Annotated in this window: 24 protein-coding genes; 10 read left to right on the forward strand and 14 right to left on the reverse strand. The window is 73.0% G+C overall.

All coding sequences use genetic code 11. The features are described from left to right. Positions 1-450: 450 nt before the first annotated feature. Positions 451-846: a MerR family transcriptional regulator gene (locus tag ACOTKD_RS15585; RefSeq protein WP_424889534.1), complete on the reverse strand. Its 396-nt coding sequence runs from the start codon at positions 844-846 to the stop codon at positions 451-453. Between the two features lie 62 nt (positions 847-908). Between ACOTKD_RS15585 and ACOTKD_RS15590 the strand changes: the two genes are divergently transcribed. Both ACOTKD_RS15590 and ACOTKD_RS15595 read left to right on the forward strand, forming a co-directional pair. Then, positions 909-1,691, forward strand: a complete 783-nt coding sequence (locus ACOTKD_RS15590) for an alpha/beta fold hydrolase (protein WP_424889536.1) — start codon at positions 909-911, stop codon at positions 1,689-1,691. A gap of 81 nt (positions 1,692-1,772) precedes the next feature. After that, entirely contained in the window at positions 1,773-3,326 is a 1,554-nt protein-coding gene (locus ACOTKD_RS15595) for an ABC transporter substrate-binding protein (RefSeq protein WP_424889537.1), read from the forward strand. A 64-nt stretch (positions 3,327-3,390) separates the two neighbouring features. Here ACOTKD_RS15595 and ACOTKD_RS15600 read toward each other — a convergent pair whose 3' ends face one another. After that, a complete protein-coding gene (locus tag ACOTKD_RS15600) occupies positions 3,391-3,603 on the reverse strand; it encodes an SCO4848 family membrane protein (protein ID WP_030368215.1) in 213 nt (70 codons plus the stop codon). Between the two features lie 103 nt (positions 3,604-3,706). On the opposite strand from ACOTKD_RS15600, the gene ACOTKD_RS15605 reads away from it, so the two are divergent. After that, the gene (locus ACOTKD_RS15605) at positions 3,707-5,167 is read left to right on the forward strand and encodes a D-alanyl-D-alanine carboxypeptidase family protein (RefSeq protein ID WP_424889538.1); all 1,461 of its coding nucleotides are present in this window, start codon (positions 3,707-3,709) and stop codon (positions 5,165-5,167) included. Positions 5,168-5,321: 154 nt separating this feature from the next. Here ACOTKD_RS15605 and ACOTKD_RS15610 read toward each other — a convergent pair whose 3' ends face one another. The 3 genes from ACOTKD_RS15610 to trpS form a co-directional block, all read right to left on the reverse strand. Continuing rightward, positions 5,322-6,179, reverse strand: coding sequence for a YihY/virulence factor BrkB family protein (locus tag ACOTKD_RS15610; RefSeq protein ID WP_424889539.1), 858 nt, complete (start codon positions 6,177-6,179; stop codon positions 5,322-5,324). A 50-nt stretch (positions 6,180-6,229) separates the two neighbouring features. Beyond that, a complete protein-coding gene (locus ACOTKD_RS15615; protein WP_424889540.1) occupies positions 6,230-6,817 on the reverse strand; it encodes a 2'-5' RNA ligase family protein in 588 nt (195 codons plus the stop codon). Positions 6,818-6,908: 91 nt separating this feature from the next. Further along, the gene (trpS, locus tag ACOTKD_RS15620; RefSeq protein ID WP_424889541.1) at positions 6,909-7,922 is read right to left on the reverse strand and encodes a tryptophan--tRNA ligase; all 1,014 of its coding nucleotides are present in this window, start codon (positions 7,920-7,922) and stop codon (positions 6,909-6,911) included. A 124-nt stretch (positions 7,923-8,046) separates the two neighbouring features. On the opposite strand from trpS, the gene rocD reads away from it, so the two are divergent. The 4 genes from rocD (at position 8,047) to ACOTKD_RS15640 (ending at position 11,047) form a co-directional block, all read left to right on the forward strand. Then, the gene (gene rocD / locus ACOTKD_RS15625; RefSeq protein ID WP_424889542.1) at positions 8,047-9,252 is read left to right on the forward strand and encodes an ornithine--oxo-acid transaminase; all 1,206 of its coding nucleotides are present in this window, start codon (positions 8,047-8,049) and stop codon (positions 9,250-9,252) included. Between the two features lie 122 nt (positions 9,253-9,374). Next, the gene (locus tag ACOTKD_RS15630) at positions 9,375-9,953 is read left to right on the forward strand and encodes a TetR/AcrR family transcriptional regulator (RefSeq protein ID WP_424889543.1); all 579 of its coding nucleotides are present in this window, start codon (positions 9,375-9,377) and stop codon (positions 9,951-9,953) included. Positions 9,954-9,963: 10 nt separating this feature from the next. Further along, entirely contained in the window at positions 9,964-10,371 is a 408-nt protein-coding gene (locus tag ACOTKD_RS15635) for a (R)-mandelonitrile lyase (protein ID WP_424889544.1), read from the forward strand. A 73-nt stretch (positions 10,372-10,444) separates the two neighbouring features. Further along, positions 10,445-11,047, forward strand: a complete 603-nt coding sequence (locus ACOTKD_RS15640) for a DUF4865 family protein (protein WP_424889545.1) — start codon at positions 10,445-10,447, stop codon at positions 11,045-11,047. Positions 11,048-11,051: 4 nt separating this feature from the next. Here the strand turns inward: ACOTKD_RS15640 and ACOTKD_RS15645 are convergent, their stop codons facing one another. Further along, positions 11,052-12,239, reverse strand: a complete 1,188-nt coding sequence (locus tag ACOTKD_RS15645) for a glutathionylspermidine synthase family protein (RefSeq protein WP_424889546.1) — start codon at positions 12,237-12,239, stop codon at positions 11,052-11,054. A gap of 4 nt (positions 12,240-12,243) precedes the next feature. After that, on the reverse strand, positions 12,244-12,618 hold the full coding sequence (locus ACOTKD_RS15650) for a hypothetical protein (RefSeq protein ID WP_424889547.1): 375 nt from the start codon (positions 12,616-12,618) through the stop codon (positions 12,244-12,246). A gap of 164 nt (positions 12,619-12,782) precedes the next feature. On the opposite strand from ACOTKD_RS15650, the gene ACOTKD_RS15655 reads away from it, so the two are divergent. Then, positions 12,783-13,631, forward strand: coding sequence for a hypothetical protein (locus ACOTKD_RS15655; protein WP_424889548.1), 849 nt, complete (start codon positions 12,783-12,785; stop codon positions 13,629-13,631). Next, entirely contained in the window at positions 13,628-14,059 is a 432-nt protein-coding gene (locus ACOTKD_RS15660; RefSeq protein ID WP_424889549.1) for a TIGR03668 family PPOX class F420-dependent oxidoreductase, read from the forward strand. Before ACOTKD_RS15655 ends, ACOTKD_RS15660 begins: the two co-directional genes overlap by 4 nt. Positions 14,060-14,101: 42 nt before the next feature. Here the strand turns inward: ACOTKD_RS15660 and ACOTKD_RS15665 are convergent, their stop codons facing one another. Then, on the reverse strand, positions 14,102-15,565 hold the full coding sequence (locus ACOTKD_RS15665) for a PLP-dependent aminotransferase family protein (protein WP_424889550.1): 1,464 nt from the start codon (positions 15,563-15,565) through the stop codon (positions 14,102-14,104). Positions 15,566-15,612: 47 nt separating this feature from the next. On the opposite strand from ACOTKD_RS15665, the gene ACOTKD_RS15670 reads away from it, so the two are divergent. Beyond that, on the forward strand, positions 15,613-16,095 hold the full coding sequence (locus ACOTKD_RS15670) for a carboxymuconolactone decarboxylase family protein (protein WP_424889551.1): 483 nt from the start codon (positions 15,613-15,615) through the stop codon (positions 16,093-16,095). A 73-nt stretch (positions 16,096-16,168) separates the two neighbouring features. On the opposite strand, the gene ACOTKD_RS15675 is transcribed toward ACOTKD_RS15670, so the two are convergent. From ACOTKD_RS15675 to ACOTKD_RS15700, 6 genes are all read right to left on the reverse strand, one after another. Further along, positions 16,169-17,143 (reverse strand): ABC transporter substrate-binding protein, encoded by a 975-nt coding sequence (locus tag ACOTKD_RS15675; protein WP_424889552.1) that lies wholly within the window; start codon positions 17,141-17,143, stop codon positions 16,169-16,171. Next, positions 17,133-19,184: an ABC transporter permease gene (locus ACOTKD_RS15680; protein ID WP_424889553.1), complete on the reverse strand. Its 2,052-nt coding sequence runs from the start codon at positions 19,182-19,184 to the stop codon at positions 17,133-17,135. The genes ACOTKD_RS15675 and ACOTKD_RS15680 overlap by 11 nt, the downstream gene beginning before the upstream one ends. Further along, a complete protein-coding gene (locus ACOTKD_RS15685; RefSeq protein ID WP_424889554.1) occupies positions 19,181-20,248 on the reverse strand; it encodes a quaternary amine ABC transporter ATP-binding protein in 1,068 nt (355 codons plus the stop codon). Before ACOTKD_RS15685 ends, ACOTKD_RS15680 begins: the two co-directional genes overlap by 4 nt. Then, positions 20,245-21,804, reverse strand: a complete 1,560-nt coding sequence (locus tag ACOTKD_RS15690) for a GMC family oxidoreductase (protein ID WP_424889555.1) — start codon at positions 21,802-21,804, stop codon at positions 20,245-20,247. The genes ACOTKD_RS15685 and ACOTKD_RS15690 overlap by 4 nt, the downstream gene beginning before the upstream one ends. 124 nt (positions 21,805-21,928) lie before the next feature. Further along, entirely contained in the window at positions 21,929-23,437 is a 1,509-nt protein-coding gene (locus ACOTKD_RS15695; RefSeq protein WP_424889556.1) for an aldehyde dehydrogenase family protein, read from the reverse strand. A 125-nt stretch (positions 23,438-23,562) separates the two neighbouring features. Next, positions 23,563-24,579 carry a hypothetical protein gene (locus tag ACOTKD_RS15700; RefSeq protein WP_424889557.1) on the reverse strand — a complete coding sequence of 339 codons (1,017 nt, stop codon included), beginning with the start codon at positions 24,577-24,579 and terminating at the stop codon, positions 23,563-23,565. Positions 24,580-24,581: the final 2 nt, after the last annotated feature.

Consider the following 24,581-nt stretch of genomic DNA (forward strand, 5'->3'; position numbering starts at 1 on the left):
GGGGCGGGGGGGGGGGGGGGGGGGGGGGGGCGCCCCCCCGGCGGGGGGGGGGGGGGGCCCCCCACGGCCGTTCACCTTGCGTCTCCCGGGAGGCCCGTCCTTCAGGGGGAAACCGTTGCGCGCGAACGCGGCGAGCGCGCGCCGTAGCACCGCTGGGGCTGCAGCCGCCCCGTCTCGTGCTTGCCCGGGGCCGTTGAGCAGGCGCTCGGTCCCGGTCGGCCGGACCGGCGCCGGACCGGCCTGCGCCCGTCCCGCGTTGAACCCCGCCACCTCCACGAACACCCGACGGCGGATCACCTCACGCAGCGTCAGCCGCTCCTCGGCGACGTCGAGCGCCCACGCGTCACGGCGCTCCCCCGATGTCGTCTCGTCGACGAGCCTCACCTCTGCCATGTCACAGAGAGTGGGGGCGGCCACTGACAACGCCCCGGCACCGGGTGAAGCCGCAGGTCAGGCCGAGTTCAGCGCCGCTCCGGCGAGGGCCTCGTCCTCGCGCCTGCGGGCGTCCATCGCCTCGGTCACCCCGAGCAGCGCCTCCTTGCGGCGCCGGAGCTCGGCCATCTCCTCGTCCACCCGGGCGAGCTCGTCGTCCAGCACCCGGACGGTGTGCGTGCAGGTCTGCAGGCCGGGGCCGCCCTGGGCGCAGGGCAGCAGGGTGCGGATGGTCTCCGTGGTCATCCCGGCGGCGAGGAACTCGCGGATGCGGCCCACGCGCTCGGCGGCGTCCGGGTGGTACCTGCGGTAGCCGTTGGTGTCCCGCTCGGAGCGGAGCAGGCCCTGCTCCTCGTAGTAGCGCAGGAGCCGGGGGCTCACTCCGGTGCGACGCGACAGCTCTCCGATGCGCATGGGCAGTTCTCTCCCGTCAGGACTTGACCTTGACACTGATGTCATACGGCAACCTCGTGGCCATGACACAGATTCCCGCGTTCTCGACCACCGTCCACGGCTCCGGCCCCGGCCTGCTCCTCGCGCACGGCGCGGGCGGCAGCATCGAGGGCAACTACACGCCGGTCATCCCGGCCCTCGCCGCGCACCACACCGTGGTGGCCCCCGACTACCCCGGCTCCGGCGCGACCCCGCGCGCGACGGACCCGCTGACCCTGGACGGGCTGGTGGACGGCATCGTGGCCGCCGCGGACGAGGCGGGCCTCGACACCTTCACCCTCCTCGGCTACTCGCTCGGCACCCTGGTCTCCGTACGGACGGCGGCCCGCTATCCGGACCGGGTGCGCGGCCTGGTCCTGACGGCGGGACTGGCCCGGCCGGACAACCGGACGCGGTCCTCCCTGGCGATCTGGCAGCGGCTGCTCGCGGCGGGCGACGCCGAGGGGTTCGCCCACTTCGTCGCGCTGAGCGGCTTCGGCGAGGAGTTCTTCAACGCCGTGCCCGAGCGGGAGGTGCCGGCGTTCCTGAAGCTGATCGCCGAGGGCGTCCCGGCCGGAGCCGCCGAGCAGGCCGCGGTGGTCGCGGCCGCCGACACCACGCCCCACCTCGCCGGCATCTCCGTCCCCACCCTGGTGATCGCCACCGTGCGGGACACTCTCGTCGCACCCTCCAACTCCCGCTTCCTGGCGGAGCACATCCCCGGTGCCGAGTACGCCGAGCTGGAGACGGGTCACGTCCCGATGGCCGAGAAGCCGCGCGAGTGGGAGAAGCTGATCCTGGACTTCCTCGCCCGAAAGGAACTCTGACGATCACTTGGCCGAATCGCCGGACGCACGCGCGTTCCTGTGTTTGAGTGTGGCGCATCACTGGGCGGAGGGGGCACGGCGATGCGCGGGGTGCGGGTGGGGGTGGCCTTGGTGGCCGCCGTGGTGCTGGGCAGCGGTGCGGCGGGGTGCGATCTGATGTCCCCGGGGGACGACGACCAGGGGCCGATCAGCATCGGCACCACGGACACCGTCACCACGCTCGACCCCGCCGGGGCCTACGACGCCGGATCCTGGGCGCTGTTCAGCAACGTCTACCAGTCGTTACTGACCTACACCCCCGGCACGGGCGTCCCCGTGCCGGACGCGGCGAGCCGCTGCGGCTTCCGCGGCGGCGACCTGCGGACGTACGAGTGCGAGCTGCGCGAGGGGCTCGAATTCGGGAACGGCCGTGAAGTGACCGTCAAGGACGTGCAGTTCTCGTTCGAGCGAATCAAGCGGATCAAGTCCCCCCAAGGACCCCTGTCGTTGCTCGACACCCTGCAGTCGGTCACGACCGACGACCGGACCATCACCTTCCAATTACGGGTCCCCGACGCCACGTTCCCGTTCAAGATAGCCACCGGCGCCGGCGCCATCGTCGACAGCTCGCGCTACCCCGCCGACCGCCTCCGCACCGGCACCGAGGCCGACGGCTCCGGCCCGTACCGCCTGGAGCGCTACCGCCCCAAGGCCGTCGCCGAGCTGCGGCCCAGCAAGAACTACCAGGGAGCCGTCAAGCACAAGGGCGGCGCGGTCAGCGTCCACTACTACCGCGACGCGGCGGCGATGAGCCGGGCCTGGAAGGAGCGGTCCATCGACGTCGCCGGGCGCCTGATGCCGCCGGCCGACATCGCCGGGCACTCCCTGTCGGACAGCGGCGTGAAGCTCATGGAGAGCACCGGCTCCGAGACCCGCTCCCTGTTCTTCAACCTGCGCGGCGGCTCCCCGTTCGAGCAGCAGCCGGTCCGCCAGGCGGTCGCCGCCGTCATCGACCGCGAGGCCCTCGCCCGCGACGTCCACCGCCGCACCGTCGAGCCGCTGTACTCCCTCATCCCCCAGGGCCTCACGGGCCACTCCACGGCCTTCTTCGACCTCCACCCCCAGCCCGACCCCGAGGCCGCCCGCGCCTCCCTCCGCCGGGCCGGCATCACCACCCCGGTCCGCTTCACCATCGCCTTCTCGCAGGGCGCCGCCACGCAGGAGGAGGCGGCCCTGCTGAAGAAGCAGCTGGAGGGCACCGGGCTGTTCGAGGTGGCCACGCAGTACGTGGAGTGGACGGAGTTCCAGAAGGGCTACGCCAGGGGCGCCTACGACGCGTACTGCGTGGGCTGGCTCGCCGACTTCCCCGACCCGGACAACTTCACCGCCCCGCTCGTCGGCCGGACCTCCAGCTTCCGCTCCGGCTACGACAACCCCAGGGTCGAGCAGCTCATCCAGGCCACGCAGGGCAGCTACCAGCGCAACCGCGTCACGAAGGACTTCCGGGCCATCCAGGAGATCATCGCCCGGGACGTGCCCGTGGTGCCCCTGTGGCAGAAGAAGGACTACGTGCTGAGCTCGTCGTCGATCTCCGGGACGCAGTACCTGTCGGACGGCACCGGGCTGTGGCGGCTCTGGGAGCTCGGCCGCATCTGACGCGGCCCGGACGCGCCCCGGGGGCCGCCCGTACGCGCGCCCTGTGCGCCCTGTGACGGGCGTCCTATGACGTGCGCCGCAGCGCCCGCACCCCGCGCAACCCGATCAGCCCCACAGCCGTCCCCAGAAGAAACGAGGTGACCGCGAGCAGCAGATGCACCCAGAAGTACGCGGTCGGGTCACCCGCGTCGTCAAAGGCGAGACCGCTGCCGTCCTTCCACAGATTCTTTGCGAAGGTGATCCAGATGACCCAGCTCCACACGCCGAAGGCGAGCAGGAACCAGGAGACGGGACGGGAGAGGACGGCGGGGGCGGGCGACGCGGCGGGAGCGGGGGCCGCGGCGGGCGCGTCAGGCGTAGTGCTCGGCATGGGTTTCAGTATGCGTTCGGGTCAGCGCAATAGTCCTATCGGGTCCCCGGCCGTCATCCGAGCCAGTGAGGCGGCGACTGGAACCCCCAGGTGGCGGGGTAGTTTCACGGACGTGCCGACGACGACATCACACCCCACGCGGGCCGCCGCGACGCGCCGCCGCCGCGGGGCCGCCGCGCTCGCGGCCACCGCCTCCCTGCTCGTCCCGCTGATGACCGCCGCCCCCGCCCTGGCCGACCCCACGGCCTCCCCGAGCCCGAGCCGCCCCAGCGTGAGCCCGAGCCCGTCGGGCGCCAGTGCGAACCCGGCCGCCTCGGCGAACGGCGGCGTGGCCGGCCGGGAGGACGACGGCAAGGGCATCGGCCGGCGCGCGCCCAAGACGCCGCCCTCCCGGATGTCCACCGTGGGCGGGGAGATGCTGGGCCGCCCCGGCCCGCAGGTGCAGCTCGGCCCGGGCGCGCCGCAGCTGCCCACCGAGCTCAGCGGCCGCTCCTGGCTCGTGGCGGACGCCGAGTCGGGCGAGATCCTCGCCGCGAACAACGCGCACTGGGAGCTGCCGCCCGCCTCCACGCTGAAGATGCTCTTCGCGGACACCGTGCTGCCGAAGCTGCCCCGGGCGAAGACCCACAAGGTGGTCCCCGCCGACCTGGAGGGCATGGGCGCGGGCAGCAGCGCCGTGGGGGTCAAGGAGGGGTCGACGTACAGCGTCCACGACCTGTGGCTGGGCGTGTTCCTGCGCTCGGGCAACGACGCGGTGCGGGTGCTGGCGTCCATGAACGGCGGCATCCCGAAGACCGTCAGGGACATGCAGGCGCACGCCGAGGAGCTGCAAGCGCTCGACACCCACGTCGTCACCCCCGACGGCTACGACGCGGACCAGCAGGTCTCCAGCGCGTACGACCTGACGCTGTTCGCGCGCTCGGGCCTGCAGAAGGCGGACTTCCGGGAGTACTGCTCGACGGTCTCGGCGCAGTTCCCGGGCGAGGAGCAGCCCGGCAAGAAGCGCGAGAGCTTCGCGATCGTGAACACCAACCGGCTGCTGACGGGCGAGGGCATGGAGCACGGCCCGTACAAGGGCATGGCGGGCGTCAAGAACGGCTCCACCACGAACGCGGGCAACACCTTCACCGGCGTCGCCCAGCACGACGGCCGCAAGCTGCTGGTGACGGTGATGAACCCCGACATCCAGGAGCCGCACGAGGTCTACAAGGAGACCGAGCGGCTGCTGGACTGGGGCTTCGAGGCCGCCGGGCGCGTCAAGCCGGTCGGCATGCTGGTTCCCCCGAAGGGGGCCGCCGCGAACGCCAAGGGCGGCGGCGGGCAGGCCGGCGGTGACCACGCGCAGGCCTCGGTGGCCGGCTCGGGCTCCGGCGGCATGTGGACGGCCCTGGGGATCGCGGGCGGGGCGCTCGTGGCGCTGGGCGCGGGGGCGTTCGTCGTCCACCGCCGGTGGCCTCGCCCGAAGGCGTAGGGCACGTACGGGTTCCGGCGCCCCCGTATTTCGCCGGACCCTCGCCGCGGGGGTTTCCCGCCGTGGCGGCGCGAAGCTTGCGGCGGCAGCCGCTCTTCTTCCGCCGCAACGGCGAGAACCCCCCACGGCGGTCGCCGGCGGTGCCGGGCTCGCCTCAATCCGTACGGTCGTTCTCACGCGACGGCGTAGCCGTCCAGGCGGCGCAGAACAGCGTCAGCTTGGCCATGAAGTTGATCCACAGGAGCAGGGCGATCGGCGTGCCGAACGCGCCGTACATGCTCTTCGCCGCCACGCCCCGCAGATAGCCGCCGAGCAGCAGCTTCAGCACTTCCAGGCCGATCGCCCCGATGAGCGCCCCGACGACGAGCCGGCGCACCGGCGGCTGCACGTCGGGCAGCCGCGACAGGGCGTAGAGCATCAGCAGGAAGTCGGCGAGGACGGCGATGCAGAAGCCGGCCGCGGTCAGCAGCACGCCGACGCCCTGCAGCCCGGCCTTGCCGACCACCCAGTCCACGGCCGCCGACGCGAAGACGGAGCAGGCGAGCGAGAGCAGGACGACGCCGCCGAGGCCGAGCAGCAGCGCCCCGTCCTTGAGCCTGAGGAGGACGGGGTTGCCGGGGCTCTCCTCCTTCTCCCAGACCGCGCGCAGGCACTCCCGCAGCGAGCCGATCCAGCTGATGCCCGTGAGCAGGAGCAGCGCTCCGGCCACGATCCCCACCGTGCCCGCGTTGTCGACCAGGGAGCTGAGGTCGAGCTGGCCGGAGATGCCGGGGACCTGCTCGGCGAGGCGCCGCTCCAGGTCCCGCATGCGCTCCTCGCTGAGGACGGCCACGCCGACGGCGGCGCCCACGGTGAGCAGGGGGAAGAGGGCGACGAAGCTGGTGAAGGTGATCGCGGCGGCGAGCCGGGTCCATTTCACCCGGTCCAGGGTCTCGTAGGAGCGCCAGGCGTGGGTCCGCATCAGGCGGGAGGTCAGGGGCCCGATGACGGGCAGCCGCGTCAGCCATTCCATGGCGTACGTCTACCACCCTGACGTGGGCGTACGCCCACGCCGAGGGGGCGCTAGCGAGAAGGGGCGGGCGGTCGGACGCCCGTCTGGTGGGGGACGGCCGGCGCCGTCCCCTCCCCCTCCCCGAACGGATACTCGCGCTCCAGCCGCCACACGCCGTCCGGGCCCTGCTCGTAGAGGGCGAAGGCGTCGATCGTCCAGGCGGCCTCGAACCCGGCCAGCTCGGCGTAGGCCAGGTCCATGGCCTCCTCGGCGATGCCGTGGGCGACGGTGACGTGCGGGTGGTAGGGGAACTGCAGCTCGCGGGCGACGGGCCCGGAGGCGTCGCGGATGCGCTTCTGCAGCCAGGCGCAGGAGGCGGCGCCCTCGACCACGTTCACGTAGACGACGGGCGAGAGGGGCCGGAAGGTGCCGGTCCCCGACAGGCGCATGGGGAAGGGGCGGCACTCGGCGGCGACGCGGGCGAGGTGCTCCTCGACCGCGGGCAGCGAGGACGCGTCGGCCTCGGTGGGCGGCAGGAGGGTGACGTGCGTGGGGATGCCGTGCGCGTGCGGATCCCCGAAGCCCTCGCGGCGCTTCTGGAGGAAGCTGCCGTACGGCTCCGGGACCGCGATCGACACGCCGAGCGTCACGGTCCCCATTGCGTTCTCCCTCCTGTGCGCCTGTATGTCCCCGTGGCCAGTGTGACGGCTGTGCCGCACACCGTGCCAGAGCTCCTGGCTCTTCCGTGCCTCAGTGCTTGGCGGGCAGGAAGCCGACCTTGTCGTACGCCTGGGCGAGCGTCTCCGCCGCGACCGCACGGGCCTTCTCGGCGCCCTTGGCGAGGACGGAGTCCAGCGTCTCGGGGTCGTCGAGGTACTCCTGCGTGCGGGCGCGGAACGGCGTCACCCACTCCACCATGACCTCGGCGAGGTCCGTCTTCAGCGCACCGTAGCCCTTGCCCTCGTACTTCTGCTCCAGTTCGGCCGTTCCCGTACCGGTGAGCGTGGCGTAGATGGTGAGCAGGTTGCTGACGCCGGGCTTGTTCTCGGGGTCGAAGCGGATCACCGTGTCGGTGTCGGTGACGGCGCTCTTGATCTTCTTGGCGGAGACCTTGGGCTCGTCGAGCAGGTTGATCAGGCCCTTGGGGTTCGGCGTGGACTTGCTCATCTTCGCCGACGGGTCCTGCAGGTCGTAGATCTTCGCGGTCTCGCGGACGATGTGCGCGGCCGGGAGGGTGAAGGTGTCGCCGAAGCGGCCGTTGAAGCGCTCGGCCAGGTCGCGCGTGAGCTCGATGTGCTGGCGCTGGTCCTCGCCCACCGGGACGGCGTTCGCCTGGTAGAGGAGGATGTCGGCGACCTGGAGGATCGGGTAGGTGAACAGGCCGACCGTGGTGGCGCCGGCGCCCTGCTTGGCGGACTTGTCCTTGAACTGCGTCATCCGGGAGGCCTCGCCGAAGCCGGTGAGGCAGTTCATCACCCAGCCGAGCTGGGCGTGCTCGGGGACGTGGCTCTGGACGAAGAGGGTGCAGCGCTCCGGGTCGAGGCCGGCGGCGAGCAGCTGGGCCGCGGCGACGCGGGTGTTGGCCCGCAGCTCCTTCGGGTCCTGCGGCACGGTGATCGCGTGCAGGTCGACCACCATGTAGAAGGCGTCGTGGGTCTCCTGCAGGGCCACGTACTGGCGGACGGCACCGAGGTAGTTCCCCAGGTGGAACGAGCCTGCGGTGGGCTGGATACCGGAGAGAGCGCGCGGTCGATCGAGGGCCATGCGCACATTCTCTCAGGTGCGGTGCCCGACTCCGTCCGACGGTGGGGCCGTGAGTAGTAGAAAGGTGGAACAGGGGGCACAGCAATGCCCGCACACGCATGCCCGTACACGAACGGAGCACACGGTGACATCCACGGAACGCAGCATCGCCGCCGCTGAGGCCCACAGCGCGCACAACTACCATCCGTTGCCGGTCGTCGTCGCGTATGCGGAGGGCGCCTGGATGACGGACGTCGAGGGGCGGCGCTATCTCGACATGCTCGCCGGGTACTCCGCGCTCAATTTCGGCCATGGCAACCGACGGCTGATCAACGCCGCGAAGGCGCAGCTCGATCGGGTGACGCTGACCTCGCGCGCCTTCCACCACGACCGCTTCGCGGAGTTCTGCACCGAGCTGGCCGCGCTGTGCGGCAAGGAGATGGTGCTGCCCATGAACACGGGCGCGGAGGCGGTCGAGACGGCCGTGAAGACCGCCCGCAAGTGGGGGTACCGGGTGAAGGGCGTGCCGGACGGCCAGGCGAAGATCGTCGTGGCCGGAAACAACTTCCACGGCCGGACCACCACCATCATCAGCTTCTCGACGGACGAGGAGGCGCGCGCGGACTTCGGCCCGTACACGCCGGGCTTCGAGATCGTCCCGTACGGCGACCTGGCCGCCCTGGAGGAGGCCGTCGACGACCACACGGTCGCCGTGCTGCTGGAGCCGATCCAGGGCGAGGCGGGGGTGCTCGTGCCGCCGGCCGGCTACCTGCCGGGGGTGCGGCGGCTGACCTCCGAGCGCGGGGTGCTCTTCATCGCGGACGAGATCCAGTCCGGCCTGGGGCGTACGGGCAGAACGTTCGCGTGCGACCACGAGGACGTCGTCCCCGACGTGTACGTGCTGGGCAAGGCGCTCGGCGGCGGCGTGGTGCCGGTGTCGGCCGTGGTGGCGGACCGCGACGTCCTCGGCGTGTACCGGCCGGGCGAGCACGGCTCGACGTTCGGCGGGAACCCGCTGGCCTGCGCGGTGGCGCTGGAGGTCGTGGCGATGCTGAAGTCCGGCGAGTTCCAGCAGCGCGCCACCGAGCTCGGCGAGCACCTCCACCAGGAGCTGAATCTGCTGGTGGGCGGTGGCGCGGTGGAGGCGGTGCGCGGGCGCGGCCTGTGGGCGGGCATCGACATCGCGCCGTCCCACGGCACGGGGCGGCAGATCTCGGAGCGGCTGATGGAGCGGCGCGTCCTGGTCAAGGACACGCACGGCTCGACGATCCGGATCGCGCCGCCGCTGGTGATCAGCAAGGAGGACCTGGACTGGGGGCTGGACCAGCTGCGGGCGGTGCTGGGCTCCTGATGGAGTGATCCGGGCGGGAAGGAGGGACCGGCGGCACGCCGGTCCCTCCTTTCTTCTTCTCCATTTTCTTCTTCTCCATCCAGAGTTGATCTTCTGTACTTACTAGTATGTACACTCCTTTCATGAGCACCTCGGAAACCTCGGAACGCCTCATCGAGAGCACCCGCGAGCTGCTGTGGGAGCGCGGCTACGTCGGCACGAGCCCCAAGGCCATCCAGCAGCGCGCCGGAGCCGGGCAGGGCAGCATGTACCACCACTTCAGCGGGAAACCGGACCTCGCGCTGGCGGCCATCCGGCGGACCGCCGAGGAGATGCGGGGCAAGGCGGAGGAGCAGTTCGGCGGGCCCGGCACGGCCGTGGAGCGGATCACCGCCTATCTGCGGCGCGAGCGCGACGTCCTCAAGGGGTGCCCCGTCGGGCGGCTGACCCAGGACCCCGACGTCATGGCCGACCCGGCGCTGCGGGCGCCCGTGGACGAGACGTTCGTGTGGCTGCGGGGGCGGCTCGGCGAGGTGCTGGCGGAGGGCGTCGCCCGCGGCGAGCTGTCCGCCGCCCTCGATCCGGCGGCCACGGCCGCGACCGTCGTCGCCGTCCTCCAGGGCGGCTACGTGCTGGCCCGTGCCGCCGACTCGACGGCGCCGTTCGAGCAGGCCGTCGACGGGGTGCTCGGGCTCCTGGCCGCGCAGTCCACCGCTTCCTGAGGGGTAAGCCATGCAGATCACCCGCACCCCCGCGACCACCACCACGGCCTCGTCCGAGTGGGTCACCGGAACCGTTTACGTCACGCCGGTCGCCGCCGCGGGGGACACCTCGCGGCTGCGCATCGACGACGTCCGCTTCGAGCCCGGCGGCCGCACCCACTGGCACCGCCACCCCGGGGGCCAGGTCCTCCACATCACCGAAGGCACCGGGCTGGTGCAGCGCCGGGGCGGGCCGGCCGAGGTCGTGCGGGCCGGCGACCGGGTCGTCATCGCGCCCGGCGAATGGCACTGGCACGGCGCCGGGCCCACGACGTCCATGACCCACCTGGCCGTCCTGACGGCCGCCGAGGACGGCACCGAGGCCGAGCGCGGCGAGCCCGTCACCGACGCCTGCTACCCGGCCGGACCCGTCCTCTGAGCACGCCCGTCGTCCGAGCACACACGCCGTCTGAGCACACCGCCGCCCGAGCACGCGAAAGGCACAACGCACCGTGTACGCAAAGCAGTACGAGATCACCCTCCCCGCCGACTACGACATGGGGATCATCCGCGAGCGCGTCGCCGCCCGCGGCCACCTCCTGGACGACCGCGCCGGCCTGGCCCTGAAGGCCTACGTCATCCGCGAGCGGGGCGCGGACGGCTCGCCCGTCAACCAGTACGCGCCGTTCTACCTGTGGAACGACACCGCCGCGATGGGCCGCTTCCTCGTCGGCGGCGGCGGGTTCGAGGGCATCGTCCAGGCCTTCGGGCGGCCCGTCGTGCGGCACTGGACGGGGATCGCCGCCGAGGCCGGGCCCGCGCGGGGCGCGGTGCCGCGGGCGGCGTCACGGCGGCTGACCCCGCTGCCCGCCGAGGGGCTGACCGAGGCGGTCGCGGCGGAGACCGCCGCGCTGCGCGAACTCGCCGCGCAGGACGGCGTGCACACGGCCGCCCTCGCCGTCGACCCGCACCACTGGCAGCTGCTGCGCTTCGTGCTGTGGGAGGACGCCGTACCGCCCGGCGACGACGCCACCGAGCGGTACGAGGTGCTGCACCTGTCCGCGCCCGGACTGGCCGGACCGGCCGGACCGGCCGGACTGACCGGAGCGGCCTGACGGCTCAGCCGTCGATCACGTGCGGGACGAACCGCGCGTACTCGTCCGTGATCAGGCCCGCCGACTCCCGGATGCCCAGCCCCGCCGGCTCCCCGTCGACGACCCACGCGCCGAGGACCGTGCGGTTGCCGTCGAAGTCCGGGAGCGGGCACAGCTGCTGGTAGCAGCACGGCTCGTCCCGGAGGACCGGGGCGGCGCCGGCCTCGTGCAGGGTGATGCCCGCGCCCTCCCGGCCCAGCAGCGGCTTGGCCGCGTAGCCGCCGGTGCGGGCCAGCTCCCGGGGGCCGTCGGTGTGGGCGGGGAGCAGGTTGGGGTGGCCGGGGTGGAGCTCCCACAGGATCGCCATGAGCGCCTTGTTGGACAGGAGCATCTTCCACGCCGGCTCGATCCACAGCGTGGAGCCCGTACCGCCGCCGTTGTCGAGCGTGTCCAGCGCGTGCGGGCCGAAGCGGTCGCCCGTCAGCCACTCCCACGGGTAGAGCTTGAAGCAGGAGCGGATGAAGGCGTACCGCTCGTCGACGAAGCGGCCGGACAGGGTGTCCCAGCCGATGTTCTCCATCGAGATGGCGCGGGTGTCCAGGCCGGCCTGCTCGGCGGTCTCGCGCAGGTAGGCGACCGTCATCAGGTCCTCGCCGAGCTCGTCGGCGGCGGAGTGCGCGAAGTGCACCGGCGCGCCGGGCGGCAGCAGCGGGGCCTGCCGCCGCCAGGCGTCGACGAGGCGCTCGTGGAGCGAGTTCCACTGGTCGAGGCCGGGGAAGCGGTCCTCCATCCAGAACCACTGGGCGCTCGCCGCCTCCACCAGGGAGGTGGGCGTGTCGGCGTTGTACTCCAGCAGCTTGGCCGGGCCGCCGCCGTCGTAGCGCAGGTCGAAGCGACCGTAGAGGGAGGGCACTTCGTCGCGGCGGTGCCAGGACTCGGCGATCAGGGCGGTCAGCCGCGGGTCGGTGAGGCCGAGGTCGGCGAAGCGGTCGTGCGCCACGATGTGCGCGGCGGCCTCCAGGCACATCTCGTGCAGCTCGGCGACGGTCTCCTCCAGGGCCTCGACCTCGGCGAGCGTGAAGGAGTAGTACGCGCTCTCGTCCCAGTACGGGCGCAGGGAGCCGTCGGGGAGGCGCGTGAGGGGGTAGACGACCCCCTGCTCCTCCACGGTGGCCTGCCAGCCGGGACGGGGCTCGGTGCGGTGACGTCGCATGCGGTCAGCCGCCGGAGGAGCCGGAGTTCGAGCAGCCGAAGCCGCCGCGGTCGGCGGCCTGACTCTTGCTGAAGGTGCCGCTGTCGGTGTAGCTGCCGGACTTGCCGGAGCCGTAGTACCAGCGGCCGGTGGTGCTCGTGCCGCTGCTGCTGCCGCTGCTCCCGCCGCTTCCGCCGCTCTTGTTCTTGCACGCCTTGGAGTCGACGACCTTGTAGCCGCCGCGCGCGGCGTCGTAGCTGTACGGGTCGACGCAGCGCTTGTCCGGTTCGGAGCCGCAGGAGGTCAGGGCCGCGGCGAGCGCGCCCATTCCGCCGAGGATGACCGTGGACGAGCGCAGCCTGCGCCGTGTCCTGACCGTCCTGCCCGTCTTTTCCGTCATGCAGATGACCCCCGTCATGTGCTGCTTCTGGCGTTTCGCCTGGTGTTGCATCGGTAGTTCTGCGTTGCATCGCTTGTTCCACGCGCGTACTCGCGTGCGATGCGGCCACTCACCCTAAGGGGCGTTTCCGCACGGCGGACGGCGGGGCGGCCTACAGTCGGACGATGCTCCTCGGGATGCTCTGCGCGCTGGGTTCGGCGGTGTGTTTCGGTACCGCGTCCGTCCTGCAGGCCGTCGCCGCCCGGGCGTCCGCGCCGGGCAGCGGCTCGGGCGTGGACCCCGTCCTGCTGCTGCGGGTGCTGCGGCAGTGGCGCTATCTGGCGGGGCTCGCCCTGGACGCCGCGGGCTTCCTGCTGGAGCTCGTCGCGCTCCGCTCCCTGCCGATCTACGCCGTGGGCGCCGCGCTCGCCGCGAGCCTCGCGGTGACGGCGGTCGTGGCGTCGCGAGTGCTGCGGGTGAGGCTCAGCGGCGTCGAGTGGGGCGCGGTGGCCGTGGTGTGCGGGGGCCTGGCGATGCTGGGGCTCGCCTCGGGCGCGGAGGGCAGCGGTACGGGCTCCACGGCCCTGCGCACCGGCACGCTGGCCGTCGCGGCCGGCGTCCTGGCCCTGGGCGGGGCCGCCGGGCGGCTGCCGGGCCGGGCCCGGGCGGCCGCGCTCGGCCTGGGCGCGGGCCTCGGCTTCGGCGTGGTGGAGGTCGCCGTCCGGCTGATCGACGACCTCTCCTTCGGCGCGCTCGTCCGCAACCCGGCGGCGTACGCCCTGCTGCTCGGCGGCGGCACGGCGTTCCTGCTGCTGACGTCGGCCCTGCAGCGCGGCTCGGTGACGGCGGCCACGGCCGGCATGGTCATCGGCGAGACCCTCGGCCCGGCCCTGGTCGGCATCGTCTGGCTGGGCGACCGCACCCGCCCGGGCCTGCTTCCCCTCGCCGCCACGGGCTTCGCCTTCGCGGTCGCCGGCGCGCTGGCCCTGGCCCGCTTCGGCGAGGGCGGCGAGGGCGCTACGGTCGAAGCATGAGGCTGGGATCCGCCGAGGCGCGGGCGCGCTTCACCGCGGCACCGGTCGCCCGGCTGGCCACGGCCGACGTGTCCGGCGTGCCGCACCTCGTGCCGGTCACGTTCGCCGTGACCGGGGACACCGTCTACTTCGCCGTCGACCACAAGCCGAAGCGCACGCGCGATCTGCGCCGCCTGCGCAACATCGCGCAGAACCCCCGCGTCGCCCTCCTCGCCGACCACTACGCCGACGACTGGACCACCCTGTGGTGGGCGCGTGCGGACGGCCGCGCGACCGTCCGCACGGGCCCGGAGCACTGCCGCACCCCGCTCGCCCTCCTGGCGGAGAAGTACCCGCAGTACCGCGACCACCCGCCGGAAGGGCCGGTCGTGGCGGTCGAGGTGACGGGGTGGAGCGGGTGGGCCGTCGCCGGTCCGGCGACCTCATGACGGCGCGCGCCCACCATCCGAGGACGCATCGGCCGGCCCTCCTCACTCCGCCGGCGGCAGCACCCTCAGCAGCGCCTCCAGGGCGCCCGGGAAGGCGTGGTCCGGCGGGGTGCCGTAGCCGACGATGAGGCCGTCGGGGGTGGGGGCGGACGTCGCGGGCGGGGTGGAGCGGAGGGGGGAGAGGCCCTCCAGGGCCAGGCCCTCCCAGGCCGCGGCCTGGAGGGTCGGGTGCTCGGTGCCCGGCGGGAGTTCGAGGACGACGTGGAGGCCCGCCGCGATGCCGGTGACCTTGATGTGCGGGGCGCGCTCGGCGAGGACCTCGACGAGCCGGTCGCGCCGCCGCCGGTACCGCAGCCGCATCGCGCGGACGTGCCGGTCGTACGCCCCCGACGTGAGGAATTCCGCGAGCGTCAGCTGCTCCAGGGCCCCCGAGCTCCACTCCCCCGCCCGCTTGTGGGCCAGCACCTCGCCGGCGAGATGCTCCGGCAGCACCATCCACGCGAGCCGCAGCCCCGGCGCGAGGGACTTGCTCGCCGTGCCGAAGTAGACGATGCGCTCCGGGGCGAGGCCCTGGAGGCAGCCCACGGGCTGCCGGTCGTAGCGGAACTCGCCGTCGTAGTCGTCCTCCAGGATCGTCCCGCCGGTGCGGGCCGCCCAGTCGACCACGGCGGCGCGCCGGTCGGGGTGCAGGGGGACGCCGGTCGGGAACTGGTGCGCCGGGGTGATGAGCACCGACCGCGCGCCCGCCTTGCCGCCCTCCAGGACGCCGACGTCGGCGCCCTCCTGGTCCAGCGGCATCGGCAGGCACCGCAGCCCCGCCCGCTCCAGCGCCTCGCGGTGGAACCACAGCCCGTACTCCTCCACCCCCATCTCCCGCGTCCCGCGCTCCCGCAGCACCCGGCTCACCAGCCCCAGGCCCTGCGTGAACCCCGCGCACACCACGATCCGCTCCGGATCCGCGTGCACGCCGCGCGCCCGCGCCAGGTAGCCCGCGAGGGCGGTCCGCAGTTCGGTCCGGCCCCGCTCGTCGACGTGCCCGAACGCGTCGTTCGGGGCGGCCGCCATCGCGCGGCGGGCCGCGGCGAGCCACGCGGCGCGCGGGAAGGCGGAGACGTCGGCGGTCCCGGGGCGCAGGTTGTAGGCGGCCCGCCGCGGCGTCCGCACGGGCGGCGTCCGCCGCTCGGGCGCCCGCGCCGCCGCCCGCCGGGCCACCCTGGTGCCCGAGCCCTGGCGGGCGGTCAGCCAGCCCTCGGCGACGAGTTCGCCGTACGCGTCGGCGACGGTGTTGCGGGCCAGGCCGAGGTCGGCCGCGAGCGCGCGGGAGGACGGCAGCCGGCTGCCGGGCGCGAGCCGCCCGCTGCGGACGGCCTCGCGCAGGGCGCGGATCAGGGAGGCCCGTACGCCGCCGGGCCCGCTCAGGTCCAGGTGGAAGTCCGCGCCCGCGCCGTCACCGGCGCCCGGGCCCGGCTCCCCGACGCCCCCCGAAGTGGCCCATGATTTCTCCATGGGAATGGACCATACCCGTGGGCAGCCCGCGCCCTAATGTCTTTCCTATGACGAACACGAACGCACAGGTCACCGGCCACCACCACGCCCCCCGCATGCTGCTCCACGAGGTCGCCCCCGAGGTCGGAAAGGCCATGCTGAACCTGGAGCGGGCGGCCCGGAAGGGCCTGGAGACCTCCCTCATCGAGCTGGTCAAGATCCGCGCCTCGCAGCTCAACCGCTGCGCCTTCTGCCTGGACATGCACACCAAGGACGCCCGCAAGCTCGGCGAGTCCGAGGAGCGCATCTACCTCCTCAACGCCTGGCACGAGGCCCCCGGCCTCTACACCGAGAAGGAGCAGGCGGCGCTCGCCCTGACCGAGGCGGTCACCCTGCTGCCCGGCGGCGTGTCCGACGAGGTGTACGACCGCGCCGCGAAGCACTTCCCGCAGCAGGAGCTCGCCCAGCTCATCGCCATGATCACCACCATCAACGCGTGGAACCGGATCGGCGTGACGACGGGCCTGGGCCCGGGCGCGTACGCGGTCTGAGCACCGGCGCGCACGAGCGAGCGGCGCCGTCCACGGGGGTACGGCGCCGCTCGCTCGGCATCTCCTCAGCTCCTTACGGCAGCCACTTCTTCCATACGTCCGGGTTCTCCTCCACCCAGCGCTTCGCCGCCTCGTCCGCGCTCAGCTTGTCCTCGGCGATCATCTGGGCCACGGCGTTCTGGTCCTTCTTCGACCACGCGAAGTTCTTCAGGAACCGGGCCGCCTTGCCGCCCTTCCGCGTGAAGTCCGCGTTGAGGAACTTCTTCAGCGGCGTGGTGGGGTAGGCGCAGTTGACGGTCGACGGGTCGGCCGTGCCCTTGTCCGCGCACTCCTGCGTGTACGGCGGCAGCTTCACCTCCACCATCGGCACCTCGTTGAACAGCCACTGCGGCTCGTACCAGTACGTCAGGAACGGCTTCTTCTCCTTGGCGGACTGCTGCAGCTGGGTGATCTGCGCCGCCTCGGAGCCCGCGAAGACGACCTTGTAGTCCAGGCCGAGGTTCGCGACGAGCGCCTTGTCGTTCGTGACGTACGACGGCGAGCCGTCCAGGAGCTGGCCCTTGCCGCCGCTCTCCGGGCCGCGCAGCTGCGACGCGTACGTGTTGAGGTTCCGCCAGTCGAGGACGTCGGGGTGGGCGTCCGCGAAGTACTTGGGCACCCACCAGCCGATGTGGCCGGTGACGCCGAGGTCGCCGCCGGGGGCGATGGTCTTCTTGTCCTCGACGTACCGCTTCTCCTGCTCCGGGTGGCCCCAGTCCTCCATGATCGCGTCGACGCGGCCCTGGCTGAGCGCGTCCCACGCGGGCACCTCGTCCACCTGCACGGTGTCGACGCGGTAGCCCAGCTCGTGCTCCAGCAGGTACTTGGCGACGGCCGTGTTGGCCCGCGCGCCCACCCAGGACTGCACGGACAGCGTGACGGTCTTCGTGCCGGCCGCGTCCGCGTACGGGGACGCCTGCTTGGTCATGTCGGCCGCGCCGCAGCCGGTGGCCGTGGCGGCGGCCAGGACGCACAGCGCGGAGGCCGCCACCATCGTCTTACGCGCCATCACGCGCTCCCTTCGTCGGCTGGGTGACCCGGTCGAGCATCAGCCCCAGGCAGGCGATGGCCACGCCCGCCGTGAGACCGGTCGCCAGGTCGCCCTGCGCGAGGCCGAACACGACCTCGTAGCCCAGCGCGCCGCCGCCCACGAGACCGCCGATGATGACGACGGACAGCACCAGCACCACGGCCTGGTTGACCGCGAGCAGCAACTGCGGGCGCGCCAGCGGGAACTGCACCTGGCGCAGCTGCTGGCCGCCGGTCGCGCCCAGCGACCGGGCCGACTCCATCGCGCCCGGGTTCACCCGGCGCAGGCCCTCGCTCGCGATGCGGACGACGGCGGGCAGCGCGTACACGACGGCGGCCGCGGCGGCCGGGGCCCGGCCGATGCCGAACAGCGCCACGACGGGGATCAGGTACACGAACTGCGGCATGGTCTGGAAGACGTCCAGGACCGGGCGCAGCAGCCGCTCCACGCGCGGGCTGCGCGCGGCGGGCACGGCGATCGCGAAGCCGAGGAGGAGCGTGACGGCGACGGCGGCCAGGACCTGCGAGAGCGTGTCCATGGACAGCTCCCAGCGGCCCAGCACACCGATCGCGGCGAGCGAGAGGACCGCCGTCAGGGCCGTGCGCCAGGTGCCGATGAGCCAGGCGAGGGCGGCCACGAGGAGGAGGGCGCCCCACCAGGGGAGGGCCTGGAGGCCGTCGCGGAGGGGGTCGAGGACCCAGGTGGTGTAGTGGGCGGCGAGGTCGGCGGTGCCGCCGATGCCGGGGAGGCCGGTGTAGAGGTGGTCGACCATCCAGTCCTTGGCGGTGTTGACCGGGGCGGCGATGGCGACGGTCCAGCCGTCGGGCCACGCCGTGCCGCCGAGGCGGCCCAGGGCCGCGGTCAGTGCGATGGCCAGCGCCCACGTGGTTGCCGTTCGGGTGCGGGTCCGTGTCCGGTTGTGCCCACCCTCCCCCAGCCTTCGGCCGGCGGTGCCCCCAGCCCTGCGGAACGCCTGCCCGGCTCCAGGACGAGAGGCGGATCCGGAGGTGATCCTGTCGAACACGATCGCCAGGAGGACGATCGGGATGCCCGCTGCCAGGGCGCTGCCCACGTCCACCGTGGACAGGGCCTGGTAGACGCGGTCTCCCAGGCCGTCCGCGCCGATGACGGACGCGATGACGGCCATGGACAGCGCCATCATGATCGTCTGGTTGACGCCCAGGAGCAGCTCGCGCCGGGCGAGCGGCAGCCGGGCCGTCAGCAGGCGCTGCCGGCCGGTCGCACCGAGGGACTCCACGGCCTCCAGGACGCCCTGGTCGGTGGAGCGCAGGCCGAGCGCGGTGAGCCGGGCCATGGGCGGGGCGGCGTAGACGACGGTCGCGAGGACGGCGGGCGCCACGCCGATGCCGAAGACGAGGACGACGGGCAGCAGGTACGCGAACGCGGGCAGCGCCTGCATGGTGTCGAGCACGGGCCGCAGCGCGCGGAACGTGCGGTCCGACAGGCCCGCGGCCAGGCCGAGGAGCGCGCCGACGGCGACGGAGGCCGCCACGGCGACGATCATCAGGGCGAGGGTGCGCATCGTGGGCACCCACATGCCGAGGAGGCCGCAGGCGGCGAACGAGGCGAGGGCGACGACGGCGACCCGCGCGCCCGCGACCCGCCACGCGAGCAGCGCGGCCGCCGCCGTCACACCGGCCCAGCCGAGGGCCAGGAGGACGGTGTAGACGGCGTGCACGGCGCCGATGATCGCGCCGCTGATGTGCCCGAAGAAGTAGAGGAAGGCCCAGTGGCTGTCGCGGTTGTCGATGATCCAGTCGCTGGCCCCGGTGAGGGGCTTGGTCAGGTCGACGGTGAACGCGGACGGCCAGGTGCCGCTGCCGTGGGTGGCCGCGGCCACGGGCACGAGGACGGCCGCGGCGGCGGCGAGGAGGAGCAGCTTCCGGGCGGCGGGCCGGGCCCACAGGGCGCGGAGCGCGAGGGCCGCGGGGTGCGGTGCCGAGGCGTCGCGGCCCGGCGGGGCCGTCTTCACCTGCGGCGGGGCTGTGTGTACGGTCATGCCGCCGTCCTTTCGCCGGCGTCCAGCCCCGCGACCACGCCCAGGAGGCTGCGGTGGTCGACGACGCCGACGCAGCGGCCGCCCTCGACGACGCGGGCCGGGGTGCCCGTGCGGGCCACCGTCTCGATCGCTTCGGCGACGGTCGTCGCCGGGTCGAGGGCCTCGCCCGTCTCCGACTCGTCCGCGGCGGCGGGGCGCATCGCGCGCCGGACGGTGAGGACCTGTTCGCGCGGGACGTCCCGGACGAAGTCGCGCACGTAGTCGTCCGCCGGGGAGCCCACGATCTCCTCGGGCGTGCCGCACTGCACGACGCGGCCGCCGCGCATGAGCGCGATCCGGTCGCCGAGGCGCAGCGCCTCGGACAGGTCGTGGGTGATGAAGACCATGGTGCGGCCCTCGTCGCGGTGCAGGCGGACGACCTCTTCCTGCATGTCGCGGCGGATGAGCGGGTCGAGGGCGCTGAACGGCTCGTCGAAGAGGAGGACTTCGGGGTCGGCGGCGAGGGCGCGGGCGAGGCCCACGCGCTGCTGCTGGCCGCCGGAGAGCTGGCCGGGGCGGCGGTCCTCCAGGCCGGCGAGGCCGACCTTCTCCACCATCTCGGCGGCCTTGGCGCGGCGTTCGGCCTTGCCGACGCCCTGGATCTCCAGGCCGTAGGCGACGTTGTCGAGGACGGAGCGGTGCGGGAGCAGCCCGAAGTGCTGGAAGACCATGGCCGCGCGGTGGCGGCGCAGGTCGCGCAGGGCGCCCTTGTCCATGCCGCACACGTCCTCGCCGTCGATGGCGATGGTGCCGGAGGTCGGCTCGATGAGCCGGGTCAGGCAGCGGACGAGCGTGGACTTGCCGGAGCCGGACAGGCCCATGACGACGAAGACCTCGCCCTGGCGGACGTCGAAGGAGACGTCGCGGACGGCGACGGTGCAGCCGGTCCGCTCGCGCAGCTCCTCGGGGGAGAGCGCGGCGTGTTCGCTGCCGGGGACGCGGTCGGCCTTCGGTCCGAAGACCTTCCACAGGTTGCGGACGGAGAAGACGGGAGCAGCAGTGGCTGCTGTGCCGGCGGCGCTCATATGCGATCACCGCCTGTGGCCGGGGCCTCGGCAAGCAGTTCCGCGCACTTCTCCCCCACCATCAGGACTCCGATCATCGGGTTGACCGCGGGCATCGTCGGGAAGACGGAAGCGTCCGCGATGCGGATGTTCGCGAGGCCGCGGACGCGCAGCTCGGGGTCGACGACGGCAAGGGCGTCGTCGGCGGCGCCCATGCGGCAGGTGCCGGCGGGGTGGTAGACGGTGTGCGCGGCCTTGCGGACCAGCTCGCTGATCTCCGCGTCGTCGGTGACGTGCGGGCCGGGGAAGACCTCGCGCTTGAGCCACTTCTTGAACGGCTCGGCCTCGGCGACCTTGCGGGCGAGCTTGATGCCGTCGACGAGGGTGCGGCCGTCGTAGTCGTCCTCGTCCTCGAAGTACCGGAAGTCGAGGGCGGGCTTGGCCTCGGGGTCGGCGGAGGTGAGGTAGAGGCGGCCGCGGGCGCGGGACTTGGGGATGTTGGGGGTCATGGACACGCCGTGCTCGGGGCGTTCGTAGCCCAGGCGCTCGGGGTTGTCCGTGAAGGGGATCTGGTAGAAGTGGAACATCAGGTCCGGGCCCTGGTGCTCCGGGTCCCGCTTGACGAAGAGGCCCGCGTCGGAGTCCATCGCGGAGTTGCCCGGGATGGGCCCGTCGGTCTCCCAGACGATGACCGACTCGGGGTGGTCGATGAGGTTCTCGCCGACGCCCGGCAGGTCGAGCACGCAGGGGATGCCGAGCGCTTCGAGGTCCTTCTTCGGGCCGATGCCCGAGTGCATCAGCAGCCGGGGCGTGTCGACGGCGCCCGCGCACACCAGCACCTCGCGGCCGGCCTCGACGTAGATCTCCTCGCCGTCCTTCGTGCGGACGTGGACGCCCTTGGCCCGGGTGCCGTCCAGCTCCAGCTTGTGCGCCCAGGTCTCCAGCAGGAGGCGGAGGTTGGGGCGGTCGCCGGCCTCCATGTGGGGGTGGAGGTAGGCGACGGAGGCGGAGGAGCGCTTGTTGTTCTCCGGGTGGTAGGAGAGGTCGAAGAAGCCGACGCCCTCGTCGAAGGGCTCGTCGTTGAAGCCCACGACCTCGGGGACGCCGAGCGCGGTCTTGACGGCCTCGATCCAGTCGGAGGCGATGGCGTTCTGGTCCTTCTTCGCGACCCGCACGATGTTGTTGCGGAGCTTGCCGAAGTAGGGGTCCATGTCCTTCGCGCCCCAGCCGGTGGCGCCCGCGGCCTCCCACTCGTCCCAGTCGGACGGCAGCGGCTTGAAGGAGATCAGCGTGTTGTGCGAGGAGCAGCCGCCCAGCACCTTGGCGCGGCTGTGCAGGATGTGCGAGTTGCCGCGGGGCTGCTCGGTGGTCGTGTACTCGTAGTCCAGCTCGCCGCCCAGCAGGCCGAGCCACTTGCGCAGCGTCAGCACGTCCTCGCGGTCGATGTCGGACGGGCCGCCTTCGATGACGACGACGGAGGTCCCGGGGTCCTCGGCGAGGCGGGAGGCGATGACGGAACCGGCGGTGCCGCCACCGACGACGACGTAGTCGGCCGCGATCTTCTGGGCGGGGGGCATGGGGGTACTCCTCGGGGGCAGGAAGGTTCTTCGCTTACGGGTTGTTCGCGTGCGGGGTCTTCGCGTACGGATTCGCGTGCGTGCTCTTCGCTTGCGGTTCTTCGCCTACGGAAACGAGGCCGGCTCAGCCTGCGAACCAGCGCACCGGCTCGGGCGCGAGGTTCTGGTAAATGTGCTTCGCCTCGCGGTATTCGGCCAGACCCGCGGGGCCGAGCTCGCGGCCGGTGCCGGACTTGCCGAAGCCGCCCCACTCCGCCTGCGGCAGGTAGGGGTGGAAGTCGTTGATCCACACGGTGCCGTGGCGCAGCCGGCCGGCGACGCGGCGGGCGCGGCCCGCGTCCTTGGTCCACACGGCGCCGGCGAGACCGTACTCGGTGTCGTTGGCCAGGGCCACGGCCTCGTCCTCGGTGCGGAAGGTCTCGACGGTGAGGATCGGGCCGAAGGTCTCCTCGCGGACGACCCTCATGGCGCCGTGGCAGTGGTCGAGGACGGTCGGCGCGAAGAAGTAACCGCCCGCGGGGCGCACCGCGTCCGGCTCGGGCTGGGCGCCGCCGCAGCGCAGGGTCGCGCCCTCGGCGAGGGCGGAGGAGACGTACGCCTCGATCTTGTCGAGCTGCTGCGCGGAGACCAGCGGGCCGCACTCGACGCCGTCCTCGGTGCCCCGGCCGAGGCGGATCTTCCCGGCGCGGCGGGCGAGTTCGGCGACGAAGCGGTCGCGGACGGACTCCTCGATGATGAGACGGGAGCCGGCCGAGCAGACCTGGCCGCTGTGGATGAACGCGGCGTTGAGGGCCTGGTCGACGGCGGTGTCGAAGTCCTCGTCGGTCGCGCAGGCGTCGGCGAAGACCACGTTGGGGTTCTTGCCGCCGAGTTCGAGGGCCACCTTCTTCACGGTGGGTGCGGCGGCCTGCGCCACCTTGACGCCCGAGGTGAGACCGCCGGTGAAGGACACCAGGTCGACGTCGGGGTGCTCGGAGAGGCGGGCGCCCACGGGGTCGCCCGCGCCGGTGACGAGGTTGCCGGCGCCGGCCGGGAGACCGGCCTCCACCAGCAGCTTCATCAGCAGCACGGTGGACAGGGGGGTGACCTCGCTGGGCTTGATGACGAAGGTGTTGCCCGCCGCCAGCGCGGGGGCGATCTTCCAGCTGGCCTGCAGCAGCGGGTAGTTCCAGGGAGTGATCAGCGCGCAGACGCCGACCGGCTCGTGGACGACGACGCTGTGCAGGGTGTCCGAGCCCGCGTCCACGACGCGGCCGGCGCCCTCGCTCACGACGAGGTCGGCGAAGTAGCGGAAGGCGTCGGCGACGCAGTCGACGTCGATGCGGCCCTCTTCGAGGGTCTTGCCGGTGTCGCGGCTCTCGGTCAGCGCGATCTCCTCGCGGTCGCGCTGCAGGAGCTCCGCGACGCGGCGCAGCAGCGCCGCCCGCTCGGCAACGGGCGTGCGGGGCCAGGCGCCCTGCCCGCCGTCGAAGGCGCGGCGGGCCGCGGCGACGGCGGCGTCCGTGTCGTCGGCGCCGCCTTCGGAGACCACGGCGAGGGTCTTGGCGTCCGCGGGGTCGAGCACCTCCCGCTGGGCGCCGGACGCGGCGGCACGCCACACCCCGTCGATGTGGATGGTCTCGGCTGACGACATGTTCTTTCTGCCTTCCGGTTCCTGGACGGTCCGCTGCCGCCGGGCAGGGTGCTCGGGCGGCAACGGGACGCGCCTAACCAAAAGGCGAAAAGCTATGCCTCATTCTTCACAAAGAGTGATGCGGGTCACTGAGCGTCGCCGCTCGCGCAGTAGCCGGAGGGGCAGAACGAGCCCAGCAGCACACGGAAGATCTCCTGGTGACGCGGCCACTCGTCCTCCGGCCCGCCGACCAGCAGGGCGTACTGCCGGCCGTCGGGGCCGGTGAACGCACGGTCGACAACACGCCGCACGCTCCCGTCGGGCCGGACGTAGGTGTACGCCAGCTCGGCGGCACCGGCCGAGGGGGTGCTCTCCTGCGTCAGCCACAGCTTGCGGTAGCCCGTGTTGCGGGACACCGCCCCCTCGGTCTCCTCCAGCGCCGCGTACGGCGTCGGCTCCGGGCCGTCGAGCCGGAACACCTGGACCAGGCTCTTGCCGTCCGACCGCCGGAAGAAGACGCTGGCGCCCTCCGTACTGCGCTCCCAGCCGGACGGCACGTCGGCGCGGAAGCCGGCCGGGTCCTCCGTCCGCTCGAAGCCGCTGGGGGTGCCGGTCGCGTACTGCAGCCCCGGGACGGCCGGGGAGCCGGACGAGGGCGTCGAGCCGGAACCGCCGCCGAAACCGCCGGTGGTGCCGGGCGTCGTACCGGCCGACGCACCGGCCGTGGTGCCGGTCATCCCCGTGGTGCCGGTGGAACCGGTGAAGCCCGTGGTGCCGGTGAGGCCCGTGGTTCCTGTAGTCCCAGTGGTCCCCGTGGTTCCTGTGCTGCCGGACGTCGTGCCGTAGTCGTACGACGGGCCCGGCGTCGGCAGCCCGCTCACGCCGGGCCCCGGCGACGCGCCCCCGCGCCCACCCGTGTCCGTGCCGTCGTCCCGCAGCACCGACCAGGCGCCCACGCCGAGGCCGCCCACGAGGACCACCCCCGCCAGCGCGCCGGCCAGGATCGCCGCGTGCGACGGCCCTTCGGGCGGGCCGTCCGCAGGCCCGGGGAGCAGGTGGACCTCGGGCTCCTCCGCGTCGTACGGGGTTCCGTCCGCATGCGGTCCGCGCCGCGGCGGGTCGTCCTCCACCCACTGCTGGAGATCCGCGTCCCAGCGGCTCATGC

The organism is Streptomyces sp. XH2, from assembly GCF_049725035.1.
Taxonomy (GTDB): Bacteria; Actinomycetota; Actinomycetes; order Streptomycetales; family Streptomycetaceae; genus Streptomyces; species Streptomyces roseoverticillatus.

Bases quoted from the DNA above. Each gene is read 5' to 3' on its own strand.
- ACOTKD_RS15635 (WP_424889544.1), top strand. From the start codon at position 9,964: ATGCAGATCACCCGCACCCCCGCGACCACCACCACGGCCTCGTCCGAG.
- ACOTKD_RS15695 (WP_424889556.1), bottom strand. From the start codon at position 23,437: ATGTCGTCAGCCGAGACCATCCACATCGACGGGGTGTGGCGTGCCGCC.
- ACOTKD_RS15605 (WP_424889538.1), top strand. From the start codon at position 3,707: ATGCGTTCGGGTCAGCGCAATAGTCCTATCGGGTCCCCGGCCGTCATC.
- ACOTKD_RS15590 (WP_424889536.1), top strand. From the start codon at position 909: ATGACACAGATTCCCGCGTTCTCGACCACCGTCCACGGCTCCGGCCCC.
- ACOTKD_RS15595 (WP_424889537.1), top strand. From the start codon at position 1,773: ATGCGCGGGGTGCGGGTGGGGGTGGCCTTGGTGGCCGCCGTGGTGCTG.
- ACOTKD_RS15645 (WP_424889546.1), bottom strand. From the start codon at position 12,239: ATGCGACGTCACCGCACCGAGCCCCGTCCCGGCTGGCAGGCCACCGTG.
- ACOTKD_RS15650 (WP_424889547.1), bottom strand. From the start codon at position 12,618: ATGACGGAAAAGACGGGCAGGACGGTCAGGACACGGCGCAGGCTGCGC.
- ACOTKD_RS15585 (WP_424889534.1), bottom strand. From the start codon at position 846: ATGCGCATCGGAGAGCTGTCGCGTCGCACCGGAGTGAGCCCCCGGCTC.
- ACOTKD_RS15670 (WP_424889551.1), top strand. From the start codon at position 15,613: ATGACGAACACGAACGCACAGGTCACCGGCCACCACCACGCCCCCCGC.
- ACOTKD_RS15665 (WP_424889550.1), bottom strand. From the start codon at position 15,565: ATGGAGAAATCATGGGCCACTTCGGGGGGCGTCGGGGAGCCGGGCCCG.
- ACOTKD_RS15655 (WP_424889548.1), top strand. From the start codon at position 12,783: ATGCTCCTCGGGATGCTCTGCGCGCTGGGTTCGGCGGTGTGTTTCGGT.
- ACOTKD_RS15675 (WP_424889552.1), bottom strand. From the start codon at position 17,143: ATGGCGCGTAAGACGATGGTGGCGGCCTCCGCGCTGTGCGTCCTGGCC.
- ACOTKD_RS15680 (WP_424889553.1), bottom strand. From the start codon at position 19,184: ATGACCGTACACACAGCCCCGCCGCAGGTGAAGACGGCCCCGCCGGGC.
- ACOTKD_RS15630 (WP_424889543.1), top strand. From the start codon at position 9,375: ATGAGCACCTCGGAAACCTCGGAACGCCTCATCGAGAGCACCCGCGAG.
- ACOTKD_RS15685 (WP_424889554.1), bottom strand. From the start codon at position 20,248: ATGAGCGCCGCCGGCACAGCAGCCACTGCTGCTCCCGTCTTCTCCGTC.
- ACOTKD_RS15615 (WP_424889540.1), bottom strand. From the start codon at position 6,817: ATGGGGACCGTGACGCTCGGCGTGTCGATCGCGGTCCCGGAGCCGTAC.
- ACOTKD_RS15700 (WP_424889557.1), bottom strand. From the start codon at position 24,579: ATGAGCCGCTGGGACGCGGATCTCCAGCAGTGGGTGGAGGACGACCCG.
- ACOTKD_RS15660 (WP_424889549.1), top strand. From the start codon at position 13,628: ATGAGGCTGGGATCCGCCGAGGCGCGGGCGCGCTTCACCGCGGCACCG.
- ACOTKD_RS15690 (WP_424889555.1), bottom strand. From the start codon at position 21,804: ATGCCCCCCGCCCAGAAGATCGCGGCCGACTACGTCGTCGTCGGTGGC.
- trpS (WP_424889541.1), bottom strand. From the start codon at position 7,922: ATGGCCCTCGATCGACCGCGCGCTCTCTCCGGTATCCAGCCCACCGCA.
- ACOTKD_RS15610 (WP_424889539.1), bottom strand. From the start codon at position 6,179: ATGGAATGGCTGACGCGGCTGCCCGTCATCGGGCCCCTGACCTCCCGC.